Source organism: Neisseria sp. P0007.S010, assembly GCF_051962875.1.
In the GTDB taxonomy this organism is placed as follows: domain Bacteria; phylum Pseudomonadota; class Gammaproteobacteria; order Burkholderiales; family Neisseriaceae; genus Neisseria; species Neisseria subflava_A.
On the sequence record NZ_JBQCUX010000010.1, the window covers coordinates 72,198 to 96,102 of the forward strand.

General features: G+C 50.2%; 19 protein-coding genes and 1 pseudogene. 7 read left to right on the top strand and 13 right to left on the bottom strand.

The features are described from left to right. Positions 1-79: 79 nt before the first annotated feature. The 7 genes from hutW to wrbA form a co-directional block, all read right to left on the bottom strand. The gene (gene hutW / locus ACTHR7_RS08450; protein WP_440370647.1) at positions 80-1,900 is read right to left on the bottom strand and encodes a heme anaerobic degradation radical SAM methyltransferase ChuW/HutW; all 1,821 of its coding nucleotides are present in this window, start codon (positions 1,898-1,900) and stop codon (positions 80-82) included. Between the two features lie 273 nt (positions 1,901-2,173). Then, a complete protein-coding gene (locus ACTHR7_RS08455) occupies positions 2,174-2,899 on the bottom strand; it encodes an ABC transporter ATP-binding protein (protein WP_440370648.1) in 726 nt (241 codons plus the stop codon). Positions 2,900-2,945: 46 nt separating this feature from the next. Further along, positions 2,946-3,887 (bottom strand): FecCD family ABC transporter permease, encoded by a 942-nt coding sequence (locus ACTHR7_RS08460; protein WP_070584573.1) that lies wholly within the window; start codon positions 3,885-3,887, stop codon positions 2,946-2,948. A gap of 143 nt (positions 3,888-4,030) precedes the next feature. Continuing rightward, a complete protein-coding gene (locus tag ACTHR7_RS08465) occupies positions 4,031-4,822 on the bottom strand; it encodes a heme/hemin ABC transporter substrate-binding protein (protein ID WP_440370649.1) in 792 nt (263 codons plus the stop codon). A gap of 74 nt (positions 4,823-4,896) precedes the next feature. Beyond that, entirely contained in the window at positions 4,897-7,095 is a 2,199-nt protein-coding gene (locus ACTHR7_RS08470; protein ID WP_440370650.1) for a TonB-dependent hemoglobin/transferrin/lactoferrin family receptor, read from the bottom strand. Between the two features lie 144 nt (positions 7,096-7,239). Further along, positions 7,240-9,423 carry a TonB-dependent siderophore receptor gene (locus ACTHR7_RS08475; RefSeq protein WP_440370651.1) on the bottom strand — a complete coding sequence of 728 codons (2,184 nt, stop codon included), beginning with the start codon at positions 9,421-9,423 and terminating at the stop codon, positions 7,240-7,242. A gap of 211 nt (positions 9,424-9,634) precedes the next feature. Next, positions 9,635-10,240 carry an NAD(P)H:quinone oxidoreductase gene (wrbA, locus tag ACTHR7_RS08480; protein ID WP_440370652.1) on the bottom strand — a complete coding sequence of 202 codons (606 nt, stop codon included), beginning with the start codon at positions 10,238-10,240 and terminating at the stop codon, positions 9,635-9,637. A 99-nt stretch (positions 10,241-10,339) separates the two neighbouring features. On the opposite strand from wrbA, the gene ACTHR7_RS08485 reads away from it, so the two are divergent. The 6 genes from ACTHR7_RS08485 to xth all read left to right on the top strand — a co-directional run bounded on the left by ACTHR7_RS08485 (position 10,340) and on the right by xth (position 18,019). Continuing rightward, positions 10,340-11,542, top strand: coding sequence for a YihY family inner membrane protein (locus ACTHR7_RS08485; RefSeq protein WP_070647225.1), 1,203 nt, complete (start codon positions 10,340-10,342; stop codon positions 11,540-11,542). Between the two features lie 99 nt (positions 11,543-11,641). Beyond that, on the top strand, positions 11,642-13,423 hold the full coding sequence (locus ACTHR7_RS08490; RefSeq protein WP_107792255.1) for an extracellular solute-binding protein: 1,782 nt from the start codon (positions 11,642-11,644) through the stop codon (positions 13,421-13,423). A 208-nt stretch (positions 13,424-13,631) separates the two neighbouring features. Continuing rightward, complete coding sequence (locus ACTHR7_RS08495; protein ID WP_440370653.1) at positions 13,632-14,543, top strand: MBL fold metallo-hydrolase; 912 nt, start codon at positions 13,632-13,634, stop codon at positions 14,541-14,543. A gap of 124 nt (positions 14,544-14,667) precedes the next feature. Beyond that, entirely contained in the window at positions 14,668-16,431 is a 1,764-nt protein-coding gene (locus tag ACTHR7_RS08500; RefSeq protein WP_440370654.1) for a monovalent cation:proton antiporter-2 (CPA2) family protein, read from the top strand. Between the two features lie 373 nt (positions 16,432-16,804). After that, positions 16,805-17,083 (top strand): ArsR/SmtB family transcription factor, encoded by a 279-nt coding sequence (locus tag ACTHR7_RS08505; protein ID WP_440370655.1) that lies wholly within the window; start codon positions 16,805-16,807, stop codon positions 17,081-17,083. A gap of 165 nt (positions 17,084-17,248) precedes the next feature. Next, on the top strand, positions 17,249-18,019 hold the full coding sequence (xth, locus tag ACTHR7_RS08510) for an exodeoxyribonuclease III (protein WP_440370656.1): 771 nt from the start codon (positions 17,249-17,251) through the stop codon (positions 18,017-18,019). Between the two features lie 231 nt (positions 18,020-18,250). On the opposite strand, the gene ACTHR7_RS08515 is transcribed toward xth, so the two are convergent. From ACTHR7_RS08515 to uvrB, 4 genes are all read right to left on the bottom strand, one after another. After that, positions 18,251-18,622, bottom strand: a complete 372-nt coding sequence (locus ACTHR7_RS08515; protein ID WP_070460620.1) for a hypothetical protein — start codon at positions 18,620-18,622, stop codon at positions 18,251-18,253. After that, positions 18,619-19,179: a hypothetical protein gene (locus tag ACTHR7_RS08520; RefSeq protein WP_070460621.1), complete on the bottom strand. Its 561-nt coding sequence runs from the start codon at positions 19,177-19,179 to the stop codon at positions 18,619-18,621. The genes ACTHR7_RS08515 and ACTHR7_RS08520 overlap by 4 nt, the downstream gene beginning before the upstream one ends. After that, on the bottom strand, positions 19,169-19,636 hold the full coding sequence (locus ACTHR7_RS08525; RefSeq protein WP_107769084.1) for a hypothetical protein: 468 nt from the start codon (positions 19,634-19,636) through the stop codon (positions 19,169-19,171). Before ACTHR7_RS08525 ends, ACTHR7_RS08520 begins: the two co-directional genes overlap by 11 nt. 65 nt (positions 19,637-19,701) lie before the next feature. After that, a complete protein-coding gene (uvrB, locus tag ACTHR7_RS08530) occupies positions 19,702-21,720 on the bottom strand; it encodes an excinuclease ABC subunit UvrB (protein WP_070460625.1) in 2,019 nt (672 codons plus the stop codon). 188 nt (positions 21,721-21,908) lie between these two features. Here uvrB and ACTHR7_RS08535 point away from each other — a divergent pair. Continuing rightward, positions 21,909-22,562 (top strand): annotated as a pseudogene (locus ACTHR7_RS08535) (IS1595 family transposase). Positions 22,563-22,658: 96 nt separating this feature from the next. Here the strand turns inward: ACTHR7_RS08535 and ACTHR7_RS08540 are convergent. Then, positions 22,659-23,153 (bottom strand): type IV pilin protein, encoded by a 495-nt coding sequence (locus ACTHR7_RS08540; RefSeq protein WP_107769082.1) that lies wholly within the window; start codon positions 23,151-23,153, stop codon positions 22,659-22,661. 198 nt (positions 23,154-23,351) lie between these two features. Then, complete coding sequence (locus ACTHR7_RS08545; RefSeq protein ID WP_036472233.1) at positions 23,352-23,639, bottom strand: ComEA family DNA-binding protein; 288 nt, start codon at positions 23,637-23,639, stop codon at positions 23,352-23,354. Between the last annotated feature and the right edge of the window lie 266 nt (positions 23,640-23,905).

Consider the following 23,905-nt stretch of genomic DNA (forward strand, 5'->3'; position numbering starts at 1 on the left):
TTGTATGGTAGATGTTTATTGTTAGAAAATCCGCTCCTCTATGCAACAAGGAACGGATTTTCAGGCCGTCTGAAACCGTTTAAGCGGCATCAAACAGTTTGCGCATGGCTTCGATTTGATGTTGTTTCAACTCGCCTGCTTCATCGCGGCCGACGAAAATTTTAAACATGGCGCCGCCGTTGCGGTTGATAAAGTTGAGCGAGCAAGTGGCTTTACCCATAAACGGGCGTTCCAAAAGGTAGATGGAGGCGCAGTTTTCATAGTAGATGTGGCCGTGTACGCCACCGTCGGTTTCGGGATGGTCAAAGTTGTAGAAACCGCGGCCGACTTTGCCGTTAGGCAGTTTGCCGCTGACTTCGACGATGGCATCGGGGGTGTGGGCGATGAAGGTAACGGATTCATCCCATGCGGCAACGGCTTGGAGGATTTCGACTATGCGGCTGCCTTCTGTTTGGCGCACGTTCTCTTCTGGCAGACAGCGGATAACGTCTTCAAAACTGCATTGGTTTTGCGCGGCCAGCATTTCCAGCACTTGGCCGGGATTTTTTTCCAATAATTGACGCAACATGGTTTGTTGTTCGGCTGAAAGTTTTTGCATGGTTGGATCCTTTTCTTGAGTTGGAAGAGTGAGCATGAGTTTGCGGATAAGGGTGGGCGACCAATAACGGCCGCTGGTATTCAAACGGATAAGGCCGTCTGAATCGGGTTCTTTAAAAAGCTGCATTTCCTGCCATTGGGCAATCAGCTTTTGCGCTGCTTTGTTGCCGTCGAACAATAATGGATTCAGACGGCCTGTTTCAATATCGTGCTGAACTTTGCTGAGCAGTGCTTTATTTGGACTATGGCCGCTCATAAATGCGATGTTTTTCTCGCCTTTCGGCGTGGCGAGATAACTTTCCAAATCGCCCTGCACCTGATAGCTGAAACCGCCGAAGTTACCCCCTGCGCCGGAGCCGAACGCCAAACAGGGAATGTCGGATTTGATCAGGGTATTGTAGCGGTTGCGCTCGCCGCGGCCGGGATAGGCGAAGTGGCTGTTACTGACCTGTTCCCATCCTTTTTCCAGTAGTGTTTCAACCGTGTAGGCATATTGGTCTGCCTGAATATCAAAGCCCGGCGGTGTCGGAAATGCGCCTTTTTCAATCATGCGGTTGATGGGTAGCATGGGATAAAGGTTGAACGCGTACGTATCCAAACCGGACAGCGGCAGCTCGGTGGCACGGGCGATATCGTTTTGCCAAACTTCATCGGTTTGATTGGGCAGGCCGAACATCAAATCAGCGACAATCACGGCATCGAGTTCGCACAGTTTTGCCAAATATTCAAACGCCTCGTCGCCGCTGTGTTTGCGGCCGAGACGGCGGCGGATAGCGGTATTGAAGGTTTGCACGCCGATGGAAATGCGGTTGGCCCCTGCTTCGAGACAGGCCTGTGCTTTTTCCAAATCGAAATGGCTCATGCGCCCTTCGATGGTGAACTCGCAGTCTTCGGCAAGAGGCAAATATTGGTAGCAGGCACGAATCAGGCGGACGAGGTCTTCCGTAAGCAACGCGGTGGGCGTACCGCCCCCGAAATAAACGGCTCGGATTTTGCCCTTTCCTGTACGGACTTCGGCTTCAGCGGCCATTTCTTCGATAATTTTGTCGGTGTACACGCTGCTTTGGCTGTCCTTCCACGCATTACGGTAGAAGCCGCAAAAAACGCAATGGTTGGCGCAAAATGGAATATGCAGATAAGCAAGCGCGTCCACATCGGTAGCATGGGGAAGCTTTTTCTTCCAAATGTTCTGCCACTGGGGACGCGGTATTGGAACGCCGCCCCAAACGGGCATTAATGCCTGACGTTCGGGAAATGCCTTGGGCGCGGATTGTTTCGGAGTCCAAACAAGCTGCTGTACCATGATAATGATTAATAAAAATTATTAATAAGATTTATATATTAAATAACCATCATCATTTTCTTGTCAATATTTTTGTGTAATTAAAAATAAGTATTATTTTAAAATATTGTATTCTATAAATAATTAAATGTATTTCTATTTGATGGAAATCGGCATTTTACTTGTGAAATGCGCAAAATTTGGTTCTTCAAGTCGGGAACATCCTCCCATCTCGTTTTATTTTTGAACGATAAAATAAATTTTCTTTATCGTTTTCAGACGGCCTTTTGGCGCTCAGCTTCTGAAATAAAACCCTGCTTCATCTTCGCAACGGCGTATCTGCCAACCGTAAACCGATTCAAGCAAGTCGGGGCGCATCACTTCGCCCACCTTGCCTGATGCAACGACTTTTCCCTTATTCATCAAAATAATATGTTCCGCATAACGCGCGGCGAGGTTTAAATCGTGCAATACCATTATTGATGAGGCACGGTTTGAATGCCCGACCAAATACTGCATCAGGCGGTGTTGGTGGCGGATATCGAGATGGTTGCACGGTTCGTCCAAAAGCAAGACCGGCGCATTTTGCAACAGGGCGCGGATGATGTTGGCTCGTTGCTGTTCGCCGCCTGAGAGCTTGCCGATACGCTTATCCGCCAATGCCATCAAATCAAAATAATCGAGCAACTCGTCCGCCCATTCATGGTTCAGACGGCCTTTTTGTACGAATGACGCCAACGCAATGTATTCGCGTACGGTCATCGGCATATTGTAACGGCCATGCTGCCCGACCCATGCCACCCTGCCCGCACGGATTTGTGGCGCAACGGCCTCACCGAAAAGCGTGATTCCCCCCTGCCCTGTTTGCCCGATTAATGCCCGCAGCAAAGTAGATTTGCCTGCGCCATTCGGGCCGATAATAACGGTCATGCCCGAAGGTATATCCAGTTGATCGATTTCAAGCAGGGTTTTGTCTTGGACGCGGACGGAAAGATTACAGATTCGAAATAAGGTGTGCATGGCAAAAGATATGGGGCAATGAAGTTTCAGACGGCCTGTTTGGGCATTAACGGCTTTTCAAAGGCTTGATAAACAAATACATAAAAAATGGTCCGCCCAATAAGGCAATCACGATACCAACCGGCAGATCGACAGGGTATGTCAGCCAGCGCGCCGCGCCGTCCACCACCATTAAAAACACTGCGCCTAACCAAGCCGACAGCGTAATCAGTTTGCGGCGGCTGCCACCGACGGTTTGCGCCAGCACATTGGGGATCATCATGCCGAGAAAACCGATGATGCCCGAAAGCGATACCGCCGCCCCCGTCATCAATGCCGCGCCGATTACGGTTTGCACACGCAATGCCCCAACTGATACTCCCATACTGGCAGCCGTGTCTTCCCCCGTCATCAAAACGTCCAGCCGCCTGCCTGCCGACAGCAAAATCAGAAAACCGGGCAACATGACCGCGATTGCCGTGACAGGCGATGAGAAACCGGCTTCGGCAAGGCTGCCCGACAGCCATGTGGTCGCGCTGCGCAATACCAAATCGTCAGATAAAAACAAAATCATGCTGACCACCGCGCCCGAAAACGCGCTCAACACAAAACCCAACACCAGCAATCCCAAAGTACCGCCGCCGAGCAGCTTGTGCACTGCCAAAATCAGCAGGCACACACCCAATGCACCGAAAAAAGCCGCCGCCGGCACACCCATCGCGCCGCCGCCCAAAGCCAATAACACAATCACGCCCAAGGCCGCCCCGCCCGATGTCCCGATCAAACTCGGATCGGCCAGCGGGTTCTCAAATAAAGCCTGCAATGCCGCACCCGAAGCGGACAAACCGGCTCCGACCAAAAGCGCGGTATAGATGCGCGGTAAACGAATTTGGCGGACGGTTTCATCCATCGCCAACGGCGACTCCCACGCACCAAAACCGATGCCGCAGCACAAATAAACAGCGGCGGCAGTAAGCAGCAGGCAGAGGGTAAGGGTATGCGGTTTCATGACATCATGCGGTTTAAGCGGATTGAGGGACGGTTTCAGACGGCATTTTTAAGACAACCGTTTTGCTTCCTCCTCAATAAGAAGGAACAAATCAAGGCCGTCTGAAAACAAAAATCGGGCAAGGGTTTTCAAAACAGGCGCGTTTATTTCGCCAAACCGTGCAAACGCTGAATCACTTGCGGCGTATCCAGCCCGTAACGAAACATATCGTTGGCCTTCCACAAATAAATCTTGCCGTTTTTCGCGGCAGGCGAGCCGGCGATTTCGGGGCGTGCGGCAAAGGTTTTGACGTTGCCTATCATGGCGGTGTTGTGGTCGGCAATAATGATGATGTCGGGTTTGGCCGCAATCCATGCCTCACGCGTCATCGGTTTGAGGCCGTCAATGGCGGCTGCGGCATTGATACCGCCGGCGCGGCGGATAATTTCGTCGGCGGCAGTATTTTTGCCCGATACGATGCGCCCGTCGTAGCTGAAGAGGTAGCGTTTGCCGCTGGAAGGCTGTTGTTTCATATCCGCCTGCCACTTACTGGCCAACTTGTCCGCCTGCGCGCTTTTGCCGATAAGCTGACCGATGTTGCGGATACTTTGCGGATAGGAGGCGATGCTGTCATCGGGCGCAACATTGACGGCTTTAATGCCTGCTTTTTGCAGGTGGGTAAAAATATCGGCAGGCTGCGCCATCCATGAACCGATGGCAATGTCGGGTTTGGCGGCCACAATCGGTTCAACCGTCAGGCGGCGATGAATGCCGATACTGGGCTTGTTTTTCAACGCCGGATTTTGAACGGTCTGATCGCGGCCGACGATTTCGTCCAATGCGCCGAGCTCGGCAACGATGTCTGCCGTATCGGGGGTCAACACGACGATGCGTTGCGCATGTGCAGTGCCGGCCAACGAAATAAGCGCGGAAAGCAGGAGGAGTTTGAATTTCATTGTTTTTTTCCTTGTCGCATGCTTTCAGACGGCCTGCTCGTTTTCTAAGGCCGTCTGAAAACGGTTGAATCACATTAGAACTTCAGTTGTACGGTTGCGGCAAAATTACGGCCGGTTTCGGTGTACAAGTCCATCACACTGGTACGGCTCATGCCGGCAACGTCGGCGTGCTGCCAGTATTTTTTGTTGCCGACGTTGTAAATGTTTGCGCCGATTTCGAGGTTTTTAAACGGCTTGTACCACGCGCCGATATCCCATACGCCATAACCCGGCGCTTGGAAAACAGTGTCGCTGCTGACGCGGCTGTGTTTTTTCGACCAGCGCAGCTTGGTACCCACACCCCATTTTTCCTGAGTGTAATCCAAACCCAAAACGCCGTTGAGCGGATAAGCAGAATCCAACGGTTTGCCGTCCTGCTGCTCACCGCGCATCCAAGCGATGCTGCCGGAGACTTGCCAGCCCGGCAGGAATTTGTAGGCGGCAGAGGCTTCGGCACCGTAGGTTTTGACCCTATCCAGGTTTTGATATTGGTACTGGATAATCGGGCGACCGCCTATGGAGGTAGTGCCGACTTCAGTGCGGTCGATGAAGTTTCGATAACGGTTGTAGAACGCGGTAACTTGCGCACGGGCGCGTTCGTTTTTGAACTTCATCCCCAATTCAAAGCTGTTGGAGCGTTCGGATTTGAGGTTGGCATTGGGAATGACCGCATAGCCGTAGGTCGTATTGGCAAACGCCATGGTTGCACTGTCAAACGGCGGTGTACGGAAGCCTTGGGAATAAGTAGCGAAACCGGTGAACTGCTCACCCATCGGCACGCTCAGGCGCAGGCTGGGCGTAAACGCGGAATCACTGAAGCGCGTCGCCGTTCCGCCGGGATTGGCATTGAGATAGGCTTGGTCGGTCGACGTGTTCAGCTTGTCTTTTTCGTAACGCAAGGCCGGAGTTAGAACGATGCCGTTGCCGAAGGTCAGGCTGTCTTGTGCGTAAACGCTGAACGTTTTGCGCTTGCTGTCGGGGAAGGTTTTATTCGGATAGGTGCTGCCTGCATAAACTTTGCTGATGGCACCGGTCAGATTGTCCACTGTCAGGCTGTCGCGCGGACGGGCAGTCTCGGTGTGTTTGTATTCGGCGCCGGCAACGACGGTTTGTTTGACCGCGCCGTCAAACTCCCACACTCCGCGTCCGTTCAGCCCGCGTATGGTCTGATTGAAACCGTAGTCGGAATAACGGGTCGAGTTACCTAATTGGCGCGCGCCCATGCGCGTAATGCTCACATCGACAGCATCGTCTTCCGTATGCAGTTTTTGCTGATAGGCAGTCAGGTTGGCTTCTTTCAGACGGCCTTCGCCAGTGTAGCGGTAGCCCGCTTCGATACGTTGACGGCGGATACGGTCGCGGGCATTGCTCTCGGATGTTGCGATGGTTACCGGCCCGCGCGATTGCGAACCCAAGCCATTTGCCAATACGGTGTCGTTGGCGTGGTAATACTGTTCGTACAAAGTTTCCAAGCGGTGGCGTTCGTTGCCGATATTGCCTTTCGCCAAGATATTGTAGGCATTGTTTTTCTGCGGGTTGGTAGCAGTACGCGCAGTCGAGTAGCTGGTATCGCTGCCCATGTTTTCGGTTTCATGACCTTGACGGCGCGTCAGCATCAGCAGACCTTCGGCGTTTTCATGGAAACCTGCTACAGTCGCCGTCACGCCATGGCTGCGGTCGCGGCTGCGGTAGCCGTGTTTCAAACCGAAATGCCCGCGTTTGCCCGCATCGACGAAATCACTCGGAGAGAGCGTCACCATATTCACCACACCGCCGAGCGCGTCGCTGCCGTACAGCGCGGAATAAGGGCCTTTGACAATATCGACCTGCTTAAGCGTGTCGCTTTCGACCATATCGCGTCCCGAAATCGCGCCGTTGGAGCCGCCACCTGCATAAGATTCGGGAATGCGTACGCCGTCCACCATCATCAGAATGCGGTTGCCGTCTATGCCTCGGATATTGATACCGGCATGACCGCGGCGGTTATTGTCTGACGGCACGCTGACGCCGGATTCATACATCACGATATCGTCCAAATTCTGCGCCGAGGCTTGATTCAAGGTTTTGCGTCCGATAACCGACACATTCGGCGCGGCTTTATCCAAGGTTTGCGCATTACGGTCGGCCGTGACCACCACAGGCTCTATTTCTGCCTGAGCCACTGGCATCTGAGCCGCATATAACTGTCCGGAAAAAACCGCCCCTATTACACAGGCAATCGCTTTCTTTTTCATTACACAACCTTATCATTTAAATAATAATAGTTTGCATTTATAAAACAAACAGACGGTTTTTGCAAGTTTAAGATATAAACAAAAGGCCGTCTGAAAACCCGATAATTCAGGTTTTCAGACGGCCTGCACTATTTTTCTTTTCAATTAGAACGTATGTTTAACCGTTGCAGTCACACTACGCGGCGTGCCGTAAACGTGAATATCCGGCATGGGGCGGTAGCGTTTGTTGAACACGTTTTCAAAGTCTAAACCGATGCGGGTGGATTTGCCGATTTTGTAATGCGCGGTCAAGTCCAGCGTAGCGTATGGGCGTTGGGTCAGTGCTTCTTTACCGGCAGCGGTGAAGGGCTGGTATTCATCATAGGCGTTTGTACCGCTTTGCCAGTTGACGTTTGCACCCAAGTTTAGGCGGTCGGTAACATCATACGCAGTAAAGAGTTTGAAAAGGTGGGCAGGATAAGAAGGGTTGACCACATTGCCCGAATCATTTTTGAGTTTGGAGTACGCATAAGAAGCATTGAGCAGCCATTTGTCGCTCAAGCGTCCGCCGACGGACAATTCCACGCCTTTGGTCGTCGTGCGGTCAATAGATTCATAGTAAAACCGTTGATTTTCCTCATCGTCAATTTCTTTCCCCAAATGGTCGCGTTTATTGATAAACGCAGCCGCAGAAGCGTTCAAACGGCCTTCAAACCCTGAGGCTTTTAAGCCGAGTTCATATGTTTTGCCACGTTGCGGTTCCAGCGGTTTGCCGTTTTGATCCAAATAGCGCACTTGCGGGCGGAATATGGTGGTATAGGAGGTGTAGGCTGTCAGATTGTCATTTAAATCATAACTTGCGCCCAAATAGGGGATAAATACCTTGTTTTTATGCCTGCTGTCGGCAAAATTGTTGCGATTGGAACTGTAGTGGTATTGCCAATCTACAAACCGTCCGCCGCCTATCAATGCCAGCCTGTCGGTTAGTTTAAAACGGGTCGAACCGTAAACAGAGAGGTTTTTCATATGGGCAAAGCCGTCGCGAAGGTAGGGCATGGCCAGTTTTGTGAAATTTCCGTCGAAAAGGCGCAAATCAGGGACAACCCTATCTTTATCTTTGTCGTAATATGAAAGAGTTTCCTTATTGTGCTGATAGCTGATGCCGGCATTGAATTCATGTTTGCGTCCCCAAAGCGGGTAATCGCCGTCCAAACTCAGAGAAAAATCTTGGTCGGTGTACTTGGCTTGGTCGCGCTCGGCAACGAATTTAGCGGAATAGTCCGGATAAATGACAAAAGGACCGGCTATACCGGAAACTGCATCACTTTTTCCATAAGTATGGCTGTAGTTGCCGTTCAGAGCCCAACCGTTTTCAAACTCATGATTGACAGAGGTGAAGATTTCCGCACTGTTTTCTTTACCGTAAGCCCATTTTGCCGAGGCATTGCTGCGCGGTGAGGCTGCAAATGGTTTGAAAGGTTGATTTTTTCTAGGGTTTCCCGCCACGGTCAGATAGCTGAAAGGCGAGCTGCCGGTATTGCGGAAACGGTGTATTTCCGTACCGATATTCCACTGAGTCTGAGGGGCAATGTCGTAGGAGAGAATGCCGTAGAACGTATGATTGTGGCGCGAAGTGTTCGGCAGGTAATCGCCGCCGTGGTCGCTGACCAAAATAGCGCGGCCGCGCAAGGTATTGTCTGCATTTAAAGGCTGATTGGCATCAAGGACGAAGCGGTAGTGGTTCCACGAACCGACACCGGCTTCTACGCTGACGGCAGGTTTGGCAGTCGGTTTTTTGCGTTCCAAAGCAACCGTACCGCCCGGCTCGCCCATACCGCCGTTGGACAAACCGCTTGCGCCGCGCACGACGACGACTTGGTCATACAATGCGCTGTCCAGATTGTTGGTACCGCGGCGGATGGCTTTACCGTCGTAAAGGAATTTGGGCGCGCCGTCCACGGAAATGCTGTCAACGGCCTGACTGCGTGAAATAAACTCGCTGTGGCCGGATACGTTGTTGCCCATTTTGCTGTGGAACACACCCGGTGTTTGTTTCAATACGTCCTGCAGGCTGTCCAAGCCTTGGTCTTCGATTTGTTTTGCCGTTACGACAGACAGGGACTGCGGCGTTTCGCGCTGGGTCAGGCGGATGCCTGTCGCGGCGGAGGAAGCGGGAATGGTGTAGTTGGAAGTAGTCTGTTTTCCGACACCTTGGACGGTAACTGCCGGTAAATCGACACGTTCTTGCGGCTGGGTATTTTCTACTTCAGTCGCGAAAGAATACGCCGAACACAGCGCCAGACTGACGGCAAAGCTTAATTTGCCATAGGGAAATACAGGTAGTGACATAGCCTCTCCAATTAGCTGATGTTTCAATTTGGTGGCAGATTCTATCAAAAAGATGTAGTCCGATGAAACTATGTTCTAATCACTATTTTCTAAGTAGTTCGTTTAATTCAAAATATTTATTTTTAAGCTAGTCCTAATTAACTAAAAAGGCCGTCTGAAAACCCGCATCATCAGGTTTTCAGACGGCCTTAATCTTTTTATTACAAGGTAATCAGTCTGCCAATTTTCGTGCCAATTTTGCCAAACGTTTACCTTGTGCAAAGGCAATATCGTTTTCTTCGGCAGTCAATGCCGGCTTGCTGTCATGGCCGGAAACATGACTTGCGCCATAAGGCGTGCCGCCGCTTTGGGTATTGCTGAGCGCGGACTCGGTATATGGAATGCCGCTGATGACCATGCCGTGGTGCAACAGGGGCAGCATCATGGTCAGCAAGGTGCTTTCTTGGCCGCCGTGCAGAGAAGATGTGCTGGTGAATACGGTGGCAGGTTTGCCGACGAGTTCTGCGCCGAGCCAAAGGGGAATGGTGCCGTCGATAAAGTATTTCATCGCGGCAGCCATATTGCCGAACCGCGTCGGGCTGCCGAGCGCGAGGCCGGCGCAATTTTTGAGGTCGTCGGCAGTCGCGTATGGCGCGCCTTCGTCGGGAATGTCTTTTTCAACGGCTTCGCAAACGGTGGAAACTTTGGGAACAGTACGCAACACGGCTTCGCAACCGTCCACGCTTTCGATACCGCGTGCGATTTGGCGGGCAAGGTTGCGCGTGCTGCCGTTTTGGGAATAAAAGAGGACGAGGATTTTCAGAGGATTTGGGTTCATTTGGGGTTTCCGTTACAATGCTGTCAGGTTTCAGACGGCCTTTTAAATACTCGGGCCGTCTGAAAAGAAGAAATTTCAATTTAAAAGTGGGAAAAGGTTATGCCGTTTTCGCAATGGTGGCAAGGTTTTTTAAAGAGTAAAGGCGTGGCGTTCGCTTGGTTTGTCGTGCGCCGTTTTGATGAGGAGCGCGTGCCGCAGGTAGCGGCAAGCATGACGTTTACGACGCTTTTGGCTTTGGTGCCCGTGTTGACGGTGATGGTCGTCGTCGCTTCTGCCTTCCCTGTTTTCGACCAATGGTCGGGGGAATTTATCTCTTTTATCAACCGCACCATCGTTCCGCAGGGCGCGGACATGGTGTTTGACTACATCAATGCATTCCGCGATAAGGCTACCAATCTGACGGCGATCGGCAGTGTGATGTTGGTCGTAACCTCGCTGATGTTGATTCGGACGATAGACAATGCGTTCAACCGGATTTGGCGCGTCAATTCGCAACGGCCTTGGATGATGCAGTTTTTGGTGTATTGGGCGTTGCTGACGTTTGGGCCTTTGTCTTTGGGCGTGGGCTTGTCGGTCGTGATCGGTCAGGTGCAAGTAGTGGGCGGTTCGGAATGGCTGAGGGTCATCACTACGGTTTCATTTATTACGCTGCTGCTGTGGGGTTTATACCGCTTTGTGCCCAACCGTTTCGTGCCTGCCAGCCATGCTTTGGTCGGCGCGGCCGTAACGGCGTTTTGCTTGGAAACGGCACGCTTTTTGTTCGCTTGGTATATGGGCAACTTTGACGGCTACAAATCGATTTACGGCGCATTTGCCGCGGTACCGTTTTTCCTGTTGTGGCTCAACCTGTTATGGACGTTGGTATTGGGCGGCGCAGTTTTGACCTCGTCCCTGTCCTATTGGCGCGGCGAAGCGTTCCGCCGCAGTTTGGATGCGCGCGGCCGCTTTGACGATGTATTGAAAATCCTGCTGCTGCTCGATTCTGCCCAACAAAGCGGCAAGGCATTGCCGGTGCAGGAGTTCAGACGGCATATCAATATGGGCTTTGACGAATTGGGCGAGCTTTTGGAAAAACTGGCGCGACACGGTTATGTCTATTCCGGCCGTCAGGGCTGGGTCTTGAAAATGGGGGCAGAGTCCATCGACTTGGCGGAGCTGTTCAAACTTTTTGTCTACCGTCCGCAAACGCTTAATAAAGACAAGGTCAATCAAACGGTTGACCACATTATGCAACCCTGCTTGGAAACCTTGAACATGACGCTGGCCGAGTTCAGTGCCCATACGAAAAAACAATCCTCTTAAACCTGACGCCGTCTGAAAGCAAAAATATCAAGTTTCAGACGGCCTTTGCTATAATCAGCACACTACTGAATACTACATTCAACCTACAAGGAAAAATAGATGAAAACACCAGCCCTACTCTCGCTGCTCGGTCTGATTCCATCTGCCGCTTTTGCCGCCCACGGCGTAAGCCTTGGCCAACCACCGAAATATCCGGCCAACTTTACCGCCTTCGAATACGTCAATCCCAACGCTCCCAAAGGCGGCTCGTTTACCACGCCTTTCCTCGGTGCTTTTGACACGCTCAATCCCTTTACCCTCAAAGGCAACCACGAATACGGCATCAGCATGCTGACGCTCGACACCCTGACCGAGCAAAGCATGGACGAACCTTACGCCGTTTACGGCCTGATTGCCGAAGACATCGCCCTGGCGCCGGACGGCCTTTCCGTTACCTTCAAAATCAACCCCAAAGCCAAATTCCACAACGGCGATCCCGTTTTGGCCAAAGACGTTGCCGCTTCATTTAACATCCTGACCAAAGACAAAGCCGCCGCCCCCATGTACCACTTCTACTGGAGCGACGTGGCCAAAGTGGAAACGCCCAGCGATCGCACCGTCGTGTTCCGCTTCAAACAGCGCAACTCAGAATTACACATGATTCTCGGCAGCCTGCCCGTCTTCTCGCATAAAAGCTATCCCAAAGGCCTGGCAGCCGCACCCAACAGCCTGCCGATCGGCTCCGGCCCCTACCGTTTTGCCAAAGCTGAAAACGGCCGCATCAGCGAGTTTGTCCGCGACAAAAACTACTGGGCGCAAAATCTGCCCGTGCGCAAAGGTCGCTACAACTACGACCACATCCGCATCAAATACGTCAAAGACGAAGTTGTCCGCATCGAAGGGCTGAAAGGCGGCCAATATGACTTCGTACAAGAAAACGTCGCCCGCAACTGGGCGCGCGCCTACTCCGACGAAGTCCTCAAAAAACGCAATCTGTCCAAACACGAATGGATACAAAACAGCACAGCCGGCATGCAAGGCTTCGTCATCAATATGCGCCACAAGCCCTTGGACAATATTTACGTCCGCCGCGCCTTGATTGAAAGCTTCGACTACGAAAGCGTCAACCGCCGCATCTTCTACGGCGCATACCGCCGCACCGACAGCTTCTTCACCAACAGCACCATGGCCGCAACCGGCAAACCTGACAGCGCGGAAACCACATTGCTCAAATCATTGGGCACCAAGCTGCCCGACGGCGTATTGGATCAAGACGTCCCTATGCCGCCGGTTACCGATCCCAAACTGGGTGTACGCCCAAACTTGCTCAAAGCACGCGCCCTGCTTGAAAAAGGCGGCTATCAATACAAAAACGGCAAAGCAGTCGACAAACAAGGCAAACCGCTGACCTTTGAATTCCTCGCACCAAGCAAAAACTACGAACGCATTACCTCCAAATGGCAGAGCGACCTCGCCAAAATCGGCATTACCATGAACGTGCGCACCGCCGATTCCGCCGTGTACCAAAAACGCATGAACGACTTCGATTTTGATGTGACCACCGGCTACTACGGCAACAGCGAAAGCCCCGGCAACGAGCAATACGACTACTTCAGCTGCGCCGCTGCCAAAACCGAAGGCAGCCGCAACCTATCCGGCGTCTGTCATCCTGCGGTTGAAAAACTGCTGACCCATTTCAACAGCTTTACCAACCGCCAAGAGCTGCAAACTACCTCGCGCGCGCTTGACCGACTGATCCGCCACCAATACACCATCGTTCCAAACTGGTTCGCCGACCGCTACCGCGTCGTGTACCGTAACGATGTCGGCATTCCGTCCAAGCTGCCGAAATACTACGACCCAATCACCTTCGCCATGACCGCAGGCTGGAAGAAAAAGTAGTCGCATTTCGACAACACGTCCAAGCGTCTGACAAGCCCTTGGCGTGTTGTCCTAAGCATAGAATCACAAAACCTAGTTGTTTGTTTAAAAACAATCAATCGACTGATTCCAAACAAACATAAAAGAAAAAACAACAATTATCGCCGGCACCATGTTTATTTCAAACGCATCAATCGCAGCGCCGGCGTTCACTCCGGCGGAACATGCCGTGAAACAGGTAAGAACGCAGGTTCCCGGCTATCACCGTTTAATGGTGGGCGATTTTGAAGTCACCGCATTATACGACGGCTTTCTTTCCGTCAGCCCGCAATTATTCCAACCGTTCAGCAATAAAAGTGCGGCGGAATTGGACGATTTAATCGCGCGCGAATTCAGCCCGCTCGAAGCGGATAAAGGCGTGAATACCGCAGTTATCTGCTTTCTGGTCAATACGGGTAAGGATTTGATTTTATTGGATTCTGGCACGGAAGATGTGGATATTATGGGTAAAAATACCGGCAAACTGGTAAACAGCATGAAAGCCGCCGGCTATACACCCGAACAGGTGGATATTCTGCTGCCGACTCACATGTACTTCGACCACGTCAGCGGCTTAACGCACGACGGTAAAATGGTGTTCCTGAATGCAACGCTGCTGCTGGCGAAAGAAGAAAAAGGCTTCTGGCTTGATCAAAAAATGGATCAGATTCCCGAAGCCATCCGCGGCTTTGCACAGCTGGCACGCGACGCCGTAGCGCCTTATGTTAAAGCCGATCGGGTGAAATTCTACAAAACCGGCGAAGAAGTGATTCCGAGTATGGTATCCAAACCGAGTCCTGGTCATACGCCGGGGCATAACGGTATCGAATTCACGTCAAACGGACAAATCATGCTGATTTGGGGTGATTTAATGCACAATCACGCACAGCAAATGGCGGATCAGAATATCGCGGTAGAATTAGATATGAATCAGGATCAAGCGCGTGCCAGTCGCGAAGCGGCGTTGAAAGACGTTGCCGCGCGAAAAATATGGGTTGCGGGCGCACATATGCCCTTCCCTGGCATCGGACACATCCGTGCCGAAAGCAACGGCAGCTACACTTGGCTGCCTGCCGAATACGATCCGATTGAAAGACGCTAAACGTTTTCAGGCTGCCTGAAATGCTAAACGCCGTCTGAATCCATTTTTCAGACGGCTTTTTTGTGTTACGGCGATTTTTCTTTATAATACGAAAAATTTTTATGAATTAACAAAGGCAGGAATTATGGCGGTAGAAGCGGCTGACGGCAATTTATTGCACGTGGTGGTGTTATTGGGGGCGGCGGTAGTTGCCGTGCCGTTATTTAAACGTTTAGGTCTAGGCTCGATTCTGGGTTATTTGGCTGCGGGGCTGGTTATCGGACCCTTCGGATTAAAGCTCATTACCGATTCCCACGCTATTTTGCATATTGCGGAATTCGGCGTGGTGATGTTTCTGTTTTTGATCGGGCTGGAAATGAAGCCGTCGCATTTATGGAAATTGCGTAATCAGATTTTCGGCTTGGGTACCCTGCAGGTGACGCTTTCCAGTCTGTTCCTTACCCTAATAGGGCTGGCTTACGGTTTTTCTTTAGTGATGTCGTTTATTTCGGCGGTAGGTTTTACACTCACTTCCACCGCAATGGTCATGCAGATTATGGACGAACGTCATGAAATCAGCACACCGCAAGGTCAGCGCATTGTCTCCATTTTGCTGTTTGAAGATTTGCTGATTGTGCCCATGCTGGCGATTGTAGCATTTCTAGCACCCGATAATCCCAATGCCGTTGCCGATGCCGTACCGCTATGGCAGAAAATCGGTGTTGCCGCGCTTTCTTTGGCAGCGTTGATTGCGACAGGTATTTGGCTGCTCAATCCGCTGTTTAAAATTCTGGCAAAATCCAAAGCACGCGAGGTGATGACTGCCGCCGCGCTGCTGGTGGTACTCGGTGCGGCTTATTTAATGGAGCTGGGCGGTCTGTCTATGGCGATGGGGGCGTTTTTGGCGGGAGTGCTGCTGTCGGAATCCGACTTCCGTCATCAGCTTGAAGCGGATATCGAACCGTTCCGAGGCCTTTTGCTCGGGCTGTTTTTCTTAGCTGTCGGGATGTCGCTGGATGTGGCAACGGTGCTCAATAACTGGAAGGTAATTCTTTCCGCCACTGTACTGATGATTATCTTGAAATGCTTTGCCGTTTATGGAGTGGCGCGTTTTGCCAAAGCAAGCCATTACACCGCGATACACCGCGCCGTACTGATGTCGCAGGGCGGTGAATTCGCCTTCGTATTACTCTCCTCCGCTGCCGCACAACGGGCGATTAATGCGGAAGTGCTAGCGAATATGACGGCAATCGTGGTGCTCTCCATAATTACGACACCCTTCGGCGTTATGCTGTTCGACCGCCGTTTCAAAGAACCCCGCGCAGCTGCGGCAGTGGACGATGTGGAAGAACATGCGGGCGAACTCAACGGCAACGTGCTGATTATCGGATTCGGGCGCATGGGGCAGGTGGTTAGCCAAATGCCGCTAGCCTACGGTGCCACCATTTCCATCCTGGACAACGATCCCGACATCATCAACGTCGCACGCGAATACGGTTTCAAAGTCTATTACGGCGAAGCCACCCGCGCCGACGTGCTGCATGCCAGCGGCGTGGAACACACCGACATCGTAGCGGTATGCGTGGACAACGGAGAAAGTGCGGTCAGAATTGTGGAAAATATTCATCATATCAACCCGAACGCCAAGGTGTTCGTGCGCGCCTGGGACAGACGCAATGCGCTGGCCCTAGTGAAAGCGGAAGCGGATTTCGTAGTGCGCGAAACCTTCCATTCTTCCATGAAAATGGGCGATGAAATCGTCAAGGCATTGGGTGCTAGCGTGCAGGAATTACGTGCCGTACACGACAAAGTACGCGACGCCGACAAAGAACGCTTCGCTTTGGAAATTGCTGGCAAGGAATTTGAAGGGCGCAGATTACTGTTGGGGAATATAAAGAAAAATTCGTAAAATAGAGCGCACTTTTGTAGCTACAAGCGATGGAATTTAAGCGAAAAATTGCAAAACACCGCACTTTTTACGCCCGTCCGGAACGCAGGCAGTTTAAAGCCAAATCAAAGACCGTCTGAAACATCCGTCAGCAAAATCATCTGCAACGGAACATTTCAGACGGCCTTTTCGTCTCTTTTCACTCCAGTTTCACAACCGAAGCAAAATATCGAAAATGAACAAAAAATTGCAAAACAATGCCCTCAAATTTTACAAAACCGTGTACACTTCAAACTAAGAGTTTGAATTATAAGGTTAATCTTAATAAAAACTACAATCATCCAAATTTAACCCAAATCAAGCGTTCATATAACAGACAATAAGGAACAATAATATGGAAATCAAGCGTCTCTCTACCATTCTCAAACTGATTGCCAACCCCGAACGCATGGCCATCCTTTTTCTGCTGCTTGACGGCGACCGCAGCATTACCGAACTGGCACAGGCGCTCGACTCCTCCCCGACCGGCATTGCCAACCACCTCGCACGCCTGCGCACCGAAGGCATCATCGATTTCACGCGCTACCACCGCATCATCGAATACCGCCTCATCTCCGAAGAAGCCGCCACCATCCTCAATATCCTGCGTACGCTCAAAGACCAAGCCGAATAAACAAATTATTCCACATTACAACATCAGGGCCGTCTGAAACATCAGCTTTCAGACGGCCTGCCCCTTTCAGCCTATATCGAAAAATAAACCAATCCGCTATACAATACCGTCCATGCCCACAGGCGCCATCCGCCGCCTCCCCCCAACAGCACACACGGAAACATCATGAAAATCGCCACTTGGAACGTCAATTCCCTCAACGTCCGCCTGCCCCAAGTACAAAACTGGCTGGCCGACCACCAAGCCGACATCCTCGCCTTACAAGAACTCAAACTCGACCAAGACAAATTCCCGGCTGCCGCCCTGCAAATGATGGGCTGGCACTGCGTCTGGAGCGGCCAAAAAACCTACAACGGCGTCGCCATCATCAGCCACCACGAACCGCAAGACGTACATTGCGGCCTGCCAGCCCTCCCCGACGACCCACAACGCCGCGTCATCGCCGCCACCATCAACGGCGTGCGCGTCATCAACGTCTATTGCGTCAACGGCGAAGCCCTGGACAGCCCAAAATTCCAATACAAAGAACAATGGTTTGCCGCACTGACCGAATTCGTCCGCGCCGAAATGGCCGCACACCCCAAACTCGTCCTGCTCGGCGACTTCAACATCGCCCCGGCCGATGCCGACTGCTACGACCCCGAAAAATGGCACGAAAAAATCCATTGTTCCTCCATCGAAAGACAATGGTTTAAAAACCTGCTCGACCTTGGCCTGACCGACAGCCTACGCAAAATCCACCCAGAAGGCGCGTTCTACACCTGGTTCGACTACCGCGGCGCCATGTTCCAACGCAAACTCGGCCTGCGCATCGACCACATTCTCAGCAGCCCCGAACTCGCCGCCACCCTTACCGACGTCACTGTCGACCTAGAAACCCGTGCCCAAGAACGCCCCAGCGACCACACACCGGTAATTGCAGAGTTTGACTGCTAACACTTTGAATTAAGAAAAAATCAGGCCGTCTGAAAACTGGATTTCAGACGGCCTTTATTCTAAAAGTTTTCAGACGACATTTGAGGTCTTCTGAAAGTTTGAAATAATGGTTTGAACGGAAAAGAACGCGTGCGTGCGTACCGCACATACACTACACGTCGGTTTTAAATTTTGTGCCACCTGCAAGTAGAGTATGGCGCAACCACGCAACGTGGTTGGTGGAGATACAGGCTACGGCTTGCTAGTAGTCATATGAAAAGGCGTTCGTTCTGTGAACTCCTGAATAAATTTATAAACTAAATCTTCAAAGATTTCTTGTGCAACATTTTTTATTTTTGCATCATCTGGTAACTCTGCATGCACCAAGCTAAATTCAAATTTAACCCAAATAGACGCTGTTAAAATGAACTCTTTGCTTGTGCTAGACACATCTGCAATTGCAGTAACTTTAAACTCTGTATCAGATTTCTTTTCTATTTGTGGTTGTGCAAGAATTTGCATTTCTCCACCGCCAATATCATCTCTTGATATTGAGTCTAAGGATGTTTTATAAAATAAATCTTTAAAAAATATTGATTTATTTGATAATTTAATATCATTCATTTTACATTACTCACCAAAGAATTGTTTCCACAGATAATATCTTGAATTTGATGCTGATTATTTGGTAATGAATTTCCAATATACTGACTTTCTAAAATTCCCTGAAACTCAGAGTTGCAACTAAAATTATTATTAACTGTAACATTAACTAATTTTGATATCGTTTGCGTGTTATCATTATGTTTTATAATGGAGAAATTTCTAAAGTCTTCAGCTATCTTTACCTCAGGATTAATATTTAACTTCACGGTATTAAATTTACTATCTTCTAAATAGCAAACTTTTTGACCTTCATAAGCAGGCATAAGCTTAACATATTTATTAAAAACAGAAAAAATATCTGCCAATTCTTTTAATCTAATATTAGCAAAGCCCTCCAATAAACCTGTCACATATGCCTCATTTTTCCCTAACAGTTTTTGCAATTCCTCAGGTTGGATTTGGGCATATTCCATCTCTAGAGCCAGTCTTTCTGACAATTCAATAAGAATATCTTCTTGATATACTGCTTGATCAAATTCACTTCTACTACTTAAAGCTAGTACGTTAGTCTTCATAACTGAATCCATTTTTTTCGAATTTATCTTTTTCTTGCAAAGAAATTTCTGTATCTTTTGGATGTAATTTTTCTGTTTGTTTTCTCAAAAAATGTGTAATACACATTAGTTCCTCACCATATGGGTTGCAATCCCAAAAATAAGCACGTAAATGAGCTAAATCATTAATAGAACCATTTTCTTCATTGAATTTATCCCAATCGGTACAGTGAGCATATTTAATTGCTTTAAATGGATATTTTTCATTATTTATTGCTTCTGGCATTTTTAAAGCTTCCCCATTTATGTATCTACGAATCCTAGCAACAAGCCCAACAGCGGGCGTTCCAAATAACTCGTGAACTTTATTAAGTTTATTTATACCATTTGTATCTCTTTGCGCTTGCTCCAAAATAACAGATATTTTTACTGTCCCTTTATAAAACAAATGTGGTGGATAATCATTATAACCATGCATTTTGTTTATCATCCATAAATAAGGTATTTATTGTGAGAAATAACATTTTTGAAAGTATAGCACAGTTAAAACAACAAATTCTCTTTAATCCCCCGAATCCTATCCCGCAACACAGCCGCTTCTTCAAACTGCAAATCCCTAGCTGCCTGCTGCATGGCTTTTTCCAGTTTGGCGATTTCTTTAATCGCGTCTTCTTCATTGTGAATCTCGCCGACTTTGACTTTGTTTTTGCCTTTCAGACGGCCTTTGCCGCTGTCTTCTTCGTGGTACACGCCATCGATGATGTCTTTGACCTGTTTTTTAATCTGCTGCGGCACGATGTCGTGTTCTTCGTTGAATTTAATCTGTTTTTCGCGGCGGCGTTCGGTTTCATCGATGGCGGCTTTCATGGAATCGGTAATTTTGTCGGCGTACAGGATGGCGACACCGTTCACGTTGCGCGCGGCTCGGCCTATGGTTTGAATCAGGCTGCGGTGGGAGCGCAGGAAGCCTTCTTTGTCAGCGTCGAGGATAGCGACGAGGGAGACTTCGGGGATGTCCAAGCCTTCGCGCAAGAGGTTGATGCCGACGAGTACGTCAAACAATCCGAGCCGCAAATCTCTAATAATTTCAACACGCTCTACGGTATCAATGTCGCTGTGCAGGTAGCGCACTTTGATGCCGAGTTCGCTGTAATAGTCGGTGAGTTGTTCCGCCATGCGTTTGGTGAGGGTGGTAACGAGCACGCGTTCGCCTTTTTGGATGCGGTCGTTGATTTCGCTCATTAAGTCATCAACTTGGGTGGCGACGGGGCGGATGATGATTTGGGGATCGACCAGCCCGGTGGGGCGGACGACTTGTTCGACTACTTGTCCGGCGTGTTCTTCTTCGTATTTGGCGGGGGTGGCGGAAACGAAAATGGTTTGCGGCATGACTTTTTCAAATTCGTGGAACTTGAGCGGTCGGTTGTCTCGGGCGGAAGGCAGGCGGAAGCCGTAGTCCACGAGGTTTTGCTTGCGCGATGCGTCGCCTTTGTACATGCCGCCGATTTGGGTGACGGTAACGTGGCTTTCGTCGATGAACATGATAGCGTTGTCGGGCAGGTAGTCCATCAGCGTGGGCGGCGGTTCGCCTTCTTTTTTTCCGGAGAAGTGGCGGGAGTAGTTTTCGATGCCTTTGCAGAAGCCCATTTCGTAGAGCATTTCGAGGTCGAAGCGGGTGCGCTGTTCAATGCGTTGTTGTTCGACAGGGCGTTGTTCGCGGGCAAAAAATTCAATGCGTTCGCGCAATTCTTCTTTGATGGACTCGCAGGCGCGCAAGACGGTGTCGCGCGGGGTAACGTAGTGGCTGGATGGGAAGACGGTGTAGCGGCCGACGCGTTGGTGCAGGCTGCCTGAAAGCGGGTCGAACATATCGAGTCGGTCGATTTCGTCATCGAACAGGCTGATGCGCAAGGCGTTTTCGGAGCTTTCAGCAGGGTACACGTCAATCACGTCGCCGCGTACACGGAAGCTGCCGCGTTTGAAGTCCAAATCACCGCGTTCGTACTGCATGGAAACGAGTGTGGCAATGATGTCGCGCTGCTCGATGGTATCGCCTTCTTTGACGGACAACACCATTTGTTGATATTCGGTCGGGTCACCGATACCGTAAATGGCGGACACGGTGGCGACGATAATCACGTCGTCGCGCGTCATCAGGTTTTTGGTGGCGGAAAGGCGCATCTGCTCGATGTGTTCGTTGATCGCGCTGTCTTTTTCGATGAACAAATCGCGGCTGGGCACATAGGCTTCAGGCTGATAATAGTCGTAGTAGGAGACGAAATATTCCACCGCGTTTTCGGGGAAAAACTCGCGCATTTCTGCATAAAGCTGGGCGGCAAGGGTTTTGTTGTGCGCCATGATGATAGCAGGGCGGCCGCTTTGAGCAATGACGTTCGCCATGGTGTAGGTTTTACCCGAACCGGTTACACCAAGCAAGGTTTGATAGGCCAGGCCGTCTGAAAGCCCTTCGAGCAAGCCGGCAATGGCAGCGGGCTGGTCACCGGCAGGAGGAAATGGCTGATGGAGTTTAAACGGAGAATTGGGATATTGGATGACTTCCATAAGACAGCCTGTTTTATGTTCAGGTAAAGAGAGGATTATAACAAAGGGTCGTCTGAAAATTGATAGTGTGCTAATCTGACAAGACTAAATATTTCATCTCCTTCCTTAGCTAACTGAGGTTAGTTATGTTAGCAGGAACAATTAAATTAGGGGCTGTACTAGATTAGCAGATATGTTACCCTCGAAATATGAAGATAACGCACTGCAAATTAAAGAAAAAAGCACAGAAAGAACTGCTCCGTTTTTTTGTACTGGAAGTTACCGCCCGTTCTGCAGTCGATATTTTGGGTATCCATCCCAATTCAGCAGCACTGTTCTACCGTAAAATCCGCACGGTTATAAACTATCATTTGGCCTTGGCTGCCGATGAGGTTTTCGAGGGCCCTGTCGAGCTGGACGAAAGCTATTTCGGCGGACAGCGTAAAGGCAGGCGTGGTCGCGGTGTGGCAGGAAAAGTGGTTGTCGTCGGCATTCTGAAACGCAACGGACGGGTCTATATCGTTGTGGTGGATAATGCCAAGTCTGAAACGTTACTCCCTGTCATTAAAAAGAAAATCATGCCGGACAGTATTGTTTATACCGATAGTCCGAGCAGCTACGACAAGTTGGACGTGAGCGGTTTCATCCATTACCGCATCAACCATTCCAAGGAATTTGCCGACCGTCAGAACCACATTAATGGCATTGAGAATTTTTAGAATCAGGCAAAACGTGTCTTGCGAAAATACAATGGAATCGATCGCAAATCTTTCCCGCTGTTCTTGAAAGAATGCGAATTTCGATTTAACTTCGGCACACCGTCCCGGCAGCTAAAAATCCTGCGGGATTGGTGTGGAATTTAGAGCTAATCTAGTACAGCCCCTTAAATTATCCTCTCCCGAAAGGATGTATCCCCCACGTCCTTTTCTTTATCCGCTTCCTCCCTTTCGATCAGATTTCTACCCCGTAAAAGGCTTACACTCCGCATCATTGCCCCTAAATATCTCCTCACCGTCCGTACAGCTTCCCTTCACCTTCATCTTCCCGCACACTACCGCCGTCAACGACTCGTTCAAGCGTAATACTCTCGGCTCCGCCTCCCTGTCCAGAGCCACCGCCTTCAGGGTAAACTTCCCTTCCAGGATCCCCTTAGCCTGACCGTTCATCCGAATGCAGAAACCGCCCGCCTCCTTCACCGGCAGCTCCGGCCACTTCGTCGACGTCAGCTTAAAGCTGCCCTTTTTCGCATAGAACTGCTCCATAAAGCGCGCATTTTCCAGCAGGGCGGCATGAGCCGCACGCAAGTTGGCCGAACGGACTGACTCCCGATAGGCAGTCAATGCCGCCGTCGCCAATATCGAAACCAGCAGCATCACCACCAACAGCTGTATCAAGGAGTAGCCCCTCTGTACAGCTGCCCCATTCCGTTTTCCGTCAAATGCTTTTAAGTACATATCTTTCTTCCCTTTATCTTTATCTTTATCTTTGTATCCCTATCCGACAGGAGGCACCTTATCCGTTTGTCCCTTTACTCAATGGCCCCCATTGGTCCAAGTCTTCATTGCCACTGCCCATACAAAGCCGCCCGTCAGCCCGAACCGGCAAACGGTTCAGCCTCGGGGCGGCATATACGGCACAAACGTCCGTCAGGCTTATTTTTTCACGGCAGGCTGTGCGGCCTTAGGCGCGGCAGAAGAAACCGTCGCCTCCGCCTTTAACTTGTTCAGCACCGCATCACCGATGCCCTTCACGTTTTTCAGCTCCTCCACCGATTTGAACGCACCGTTCTTCTGACGGTATTCCACAATCGATTTCGCCTTAGCCGGACCGATACCCGGCAAAGCCTCCAGTTCGGCAGAAGACGCGGTATTGATATTCACGGCGGCCAAAGAGAATGCTGCACAGACGGCGGCAAATGCACCAAATAAAAATTTCTTCATCAGATTTTTTCCCATAACATATTTGATTGAATCAGTCAGGAAGCCTACCGAATGGTTTTATTCCACTCTGTAAACACTGTCACATACGCGCAGATAGGGCAACAGCTCATACCCACACAAATGCTTACGACATATTAACGCAAATATCGTTTGATTTCAAATATTCTAAACAGTTAACCATAACTTTCAGTACTTTTGTTCAAGAATAACAACAGAGTTGTCATCCTTTAATTTAAACAACAAGCATGCACGAACACTCAATAGGC

Excerpts from the sequence above, each read along its gene's own strand:
- ACTHR7_RS08470 (WP_440370650.1), bottom strand. The coding sequence starts at position 7,095 with ATGAAAAAGAAAGCGATTGCCTGTGTAATAGGGGCGGTTTTTTCCGGA.
- uvrB (WP_070460625.1), bottom strand. The coding sequence starts at position 21,720 with ATGGAAGTCATCCAATATCCCAATTCTCCGTTTAAACTCCATCAGCCA.
- ACTHR7_RS08515 (WP_070460620.1), bottom strand. The coding sequence starts at position 18,622 with ATGAATGATATTAAATTATCAAATAAATCAATATTTTTTAAAGATTTA.
- wrbA (WP_440370652.1), bottom strand. The coding sequence starts at position 10,240 with ATGAACCCAAATCCTCTGAAAATCCTCGTCCTCTTTTATTCCCAAAAC.
- ACTHR7_RS08475 (WP_440370651.1), bottom strand. The coding sequence starts at position 9,423 with ATGTCACTACCTGTATTTCCCTATGGCAAATTAAGCTTTGCCGTCAGT.
- ACTHR7_RS08460 (WP_070584573.1), bottom strand. The coding sequence starts at position 3,887 with ATGAAACCGCATACCCTTACCCTCTGCCTGCTGCTTACTGCCGCCGCT.
- ACTHR7_RS08485 (WP_070647225.1), top strand. The coding sequence starts at position 10,340 with ATGCCGTTTTCGCAATGGTGGCAAGGTTTTTTAAAGAGTAAAGGCGTG.
- ACTHR7_RS08505 (WP_440370655.1), top strand. The coding sequence starts at position 16,805 with ATGGAAATCAAGCGTCTCTCTACCATTCTCAAACTGATTGCCAACCCC.
- xth (WP_440370656.1), top strand. The coding sequence starts at position 17,249 with ATGAAAATCGCCACTTGGAACGTCAATTCCCTCAACGTCCGCCTGCCC.
- ACTHR7_RS08490 (WP_107792255.1), top strand. The coding sequence starts at position 11,642 with ATGAAAACACCAGCCCTACTCTCGCTGCTCGGTCTGATTCCATCTGCC.
- ACTHR7_RS08525 (WP_107769084.1), bottom strand. The coding sequence starts at position 19,636 with ATGCATGGTTATAATGATTATCCACCACATTTGTTTTATAAAGGGACA.
- ACTHR7_RS08545 (WP_036472233.1), bottom strand. The coding sequence starts at position 23,639 with ATGAAGAAATTTTTATTTGGTGCATTTGCCGCCGTCTGTGCAGCATTC.
- ACTHR7_RS08520 (WP_070460621.1), bottom strand. The coding sequence starts at position 19,179 with ATGAAGACTAACGTACTAGCTTTAAGTAGTAGAAGTGAATTTGATCAA.
- hutW (WP_440370647.1), bottom strand. The coding sequence starts at position 1,900 with ATGGTACAGCAGCTTGTTTGGACTCCGAAACAATCCGCGCCCAAGGCA.
- ACTHR7_RS08455 (WP_440370648.1), bottom strand. The coding sequence starts at position 2,899 with ATGCACACCTTATTTCGAATCTGTAATCTTTCCGTCCGCGTCCAAGAC.
- ACTHR7_RS08540 (WP_107769082.1), bottom strand. The coding sequence starts at position 23,153 with ATGTACTTAAAAGCATTTGACGGAAAACGGAATGGGGCAGCTGTACAG.
- ACTHR7_RS08465 (WP_440370649.1), bottom strand. The coding sequence starts at position 4,822 with ATGAAATTCAAACTCCTCCTGCTTTCCGCGCTTATTTCGTTGGCCGGC.
- ACTHR7_RS08500 (WP_440370654.1), top strand. The coding sequence starts at position 14,668 with ATGGCGGTAGAAGCGGCTGACGGCAATTTATTGCACGTGGTGGTGTTA.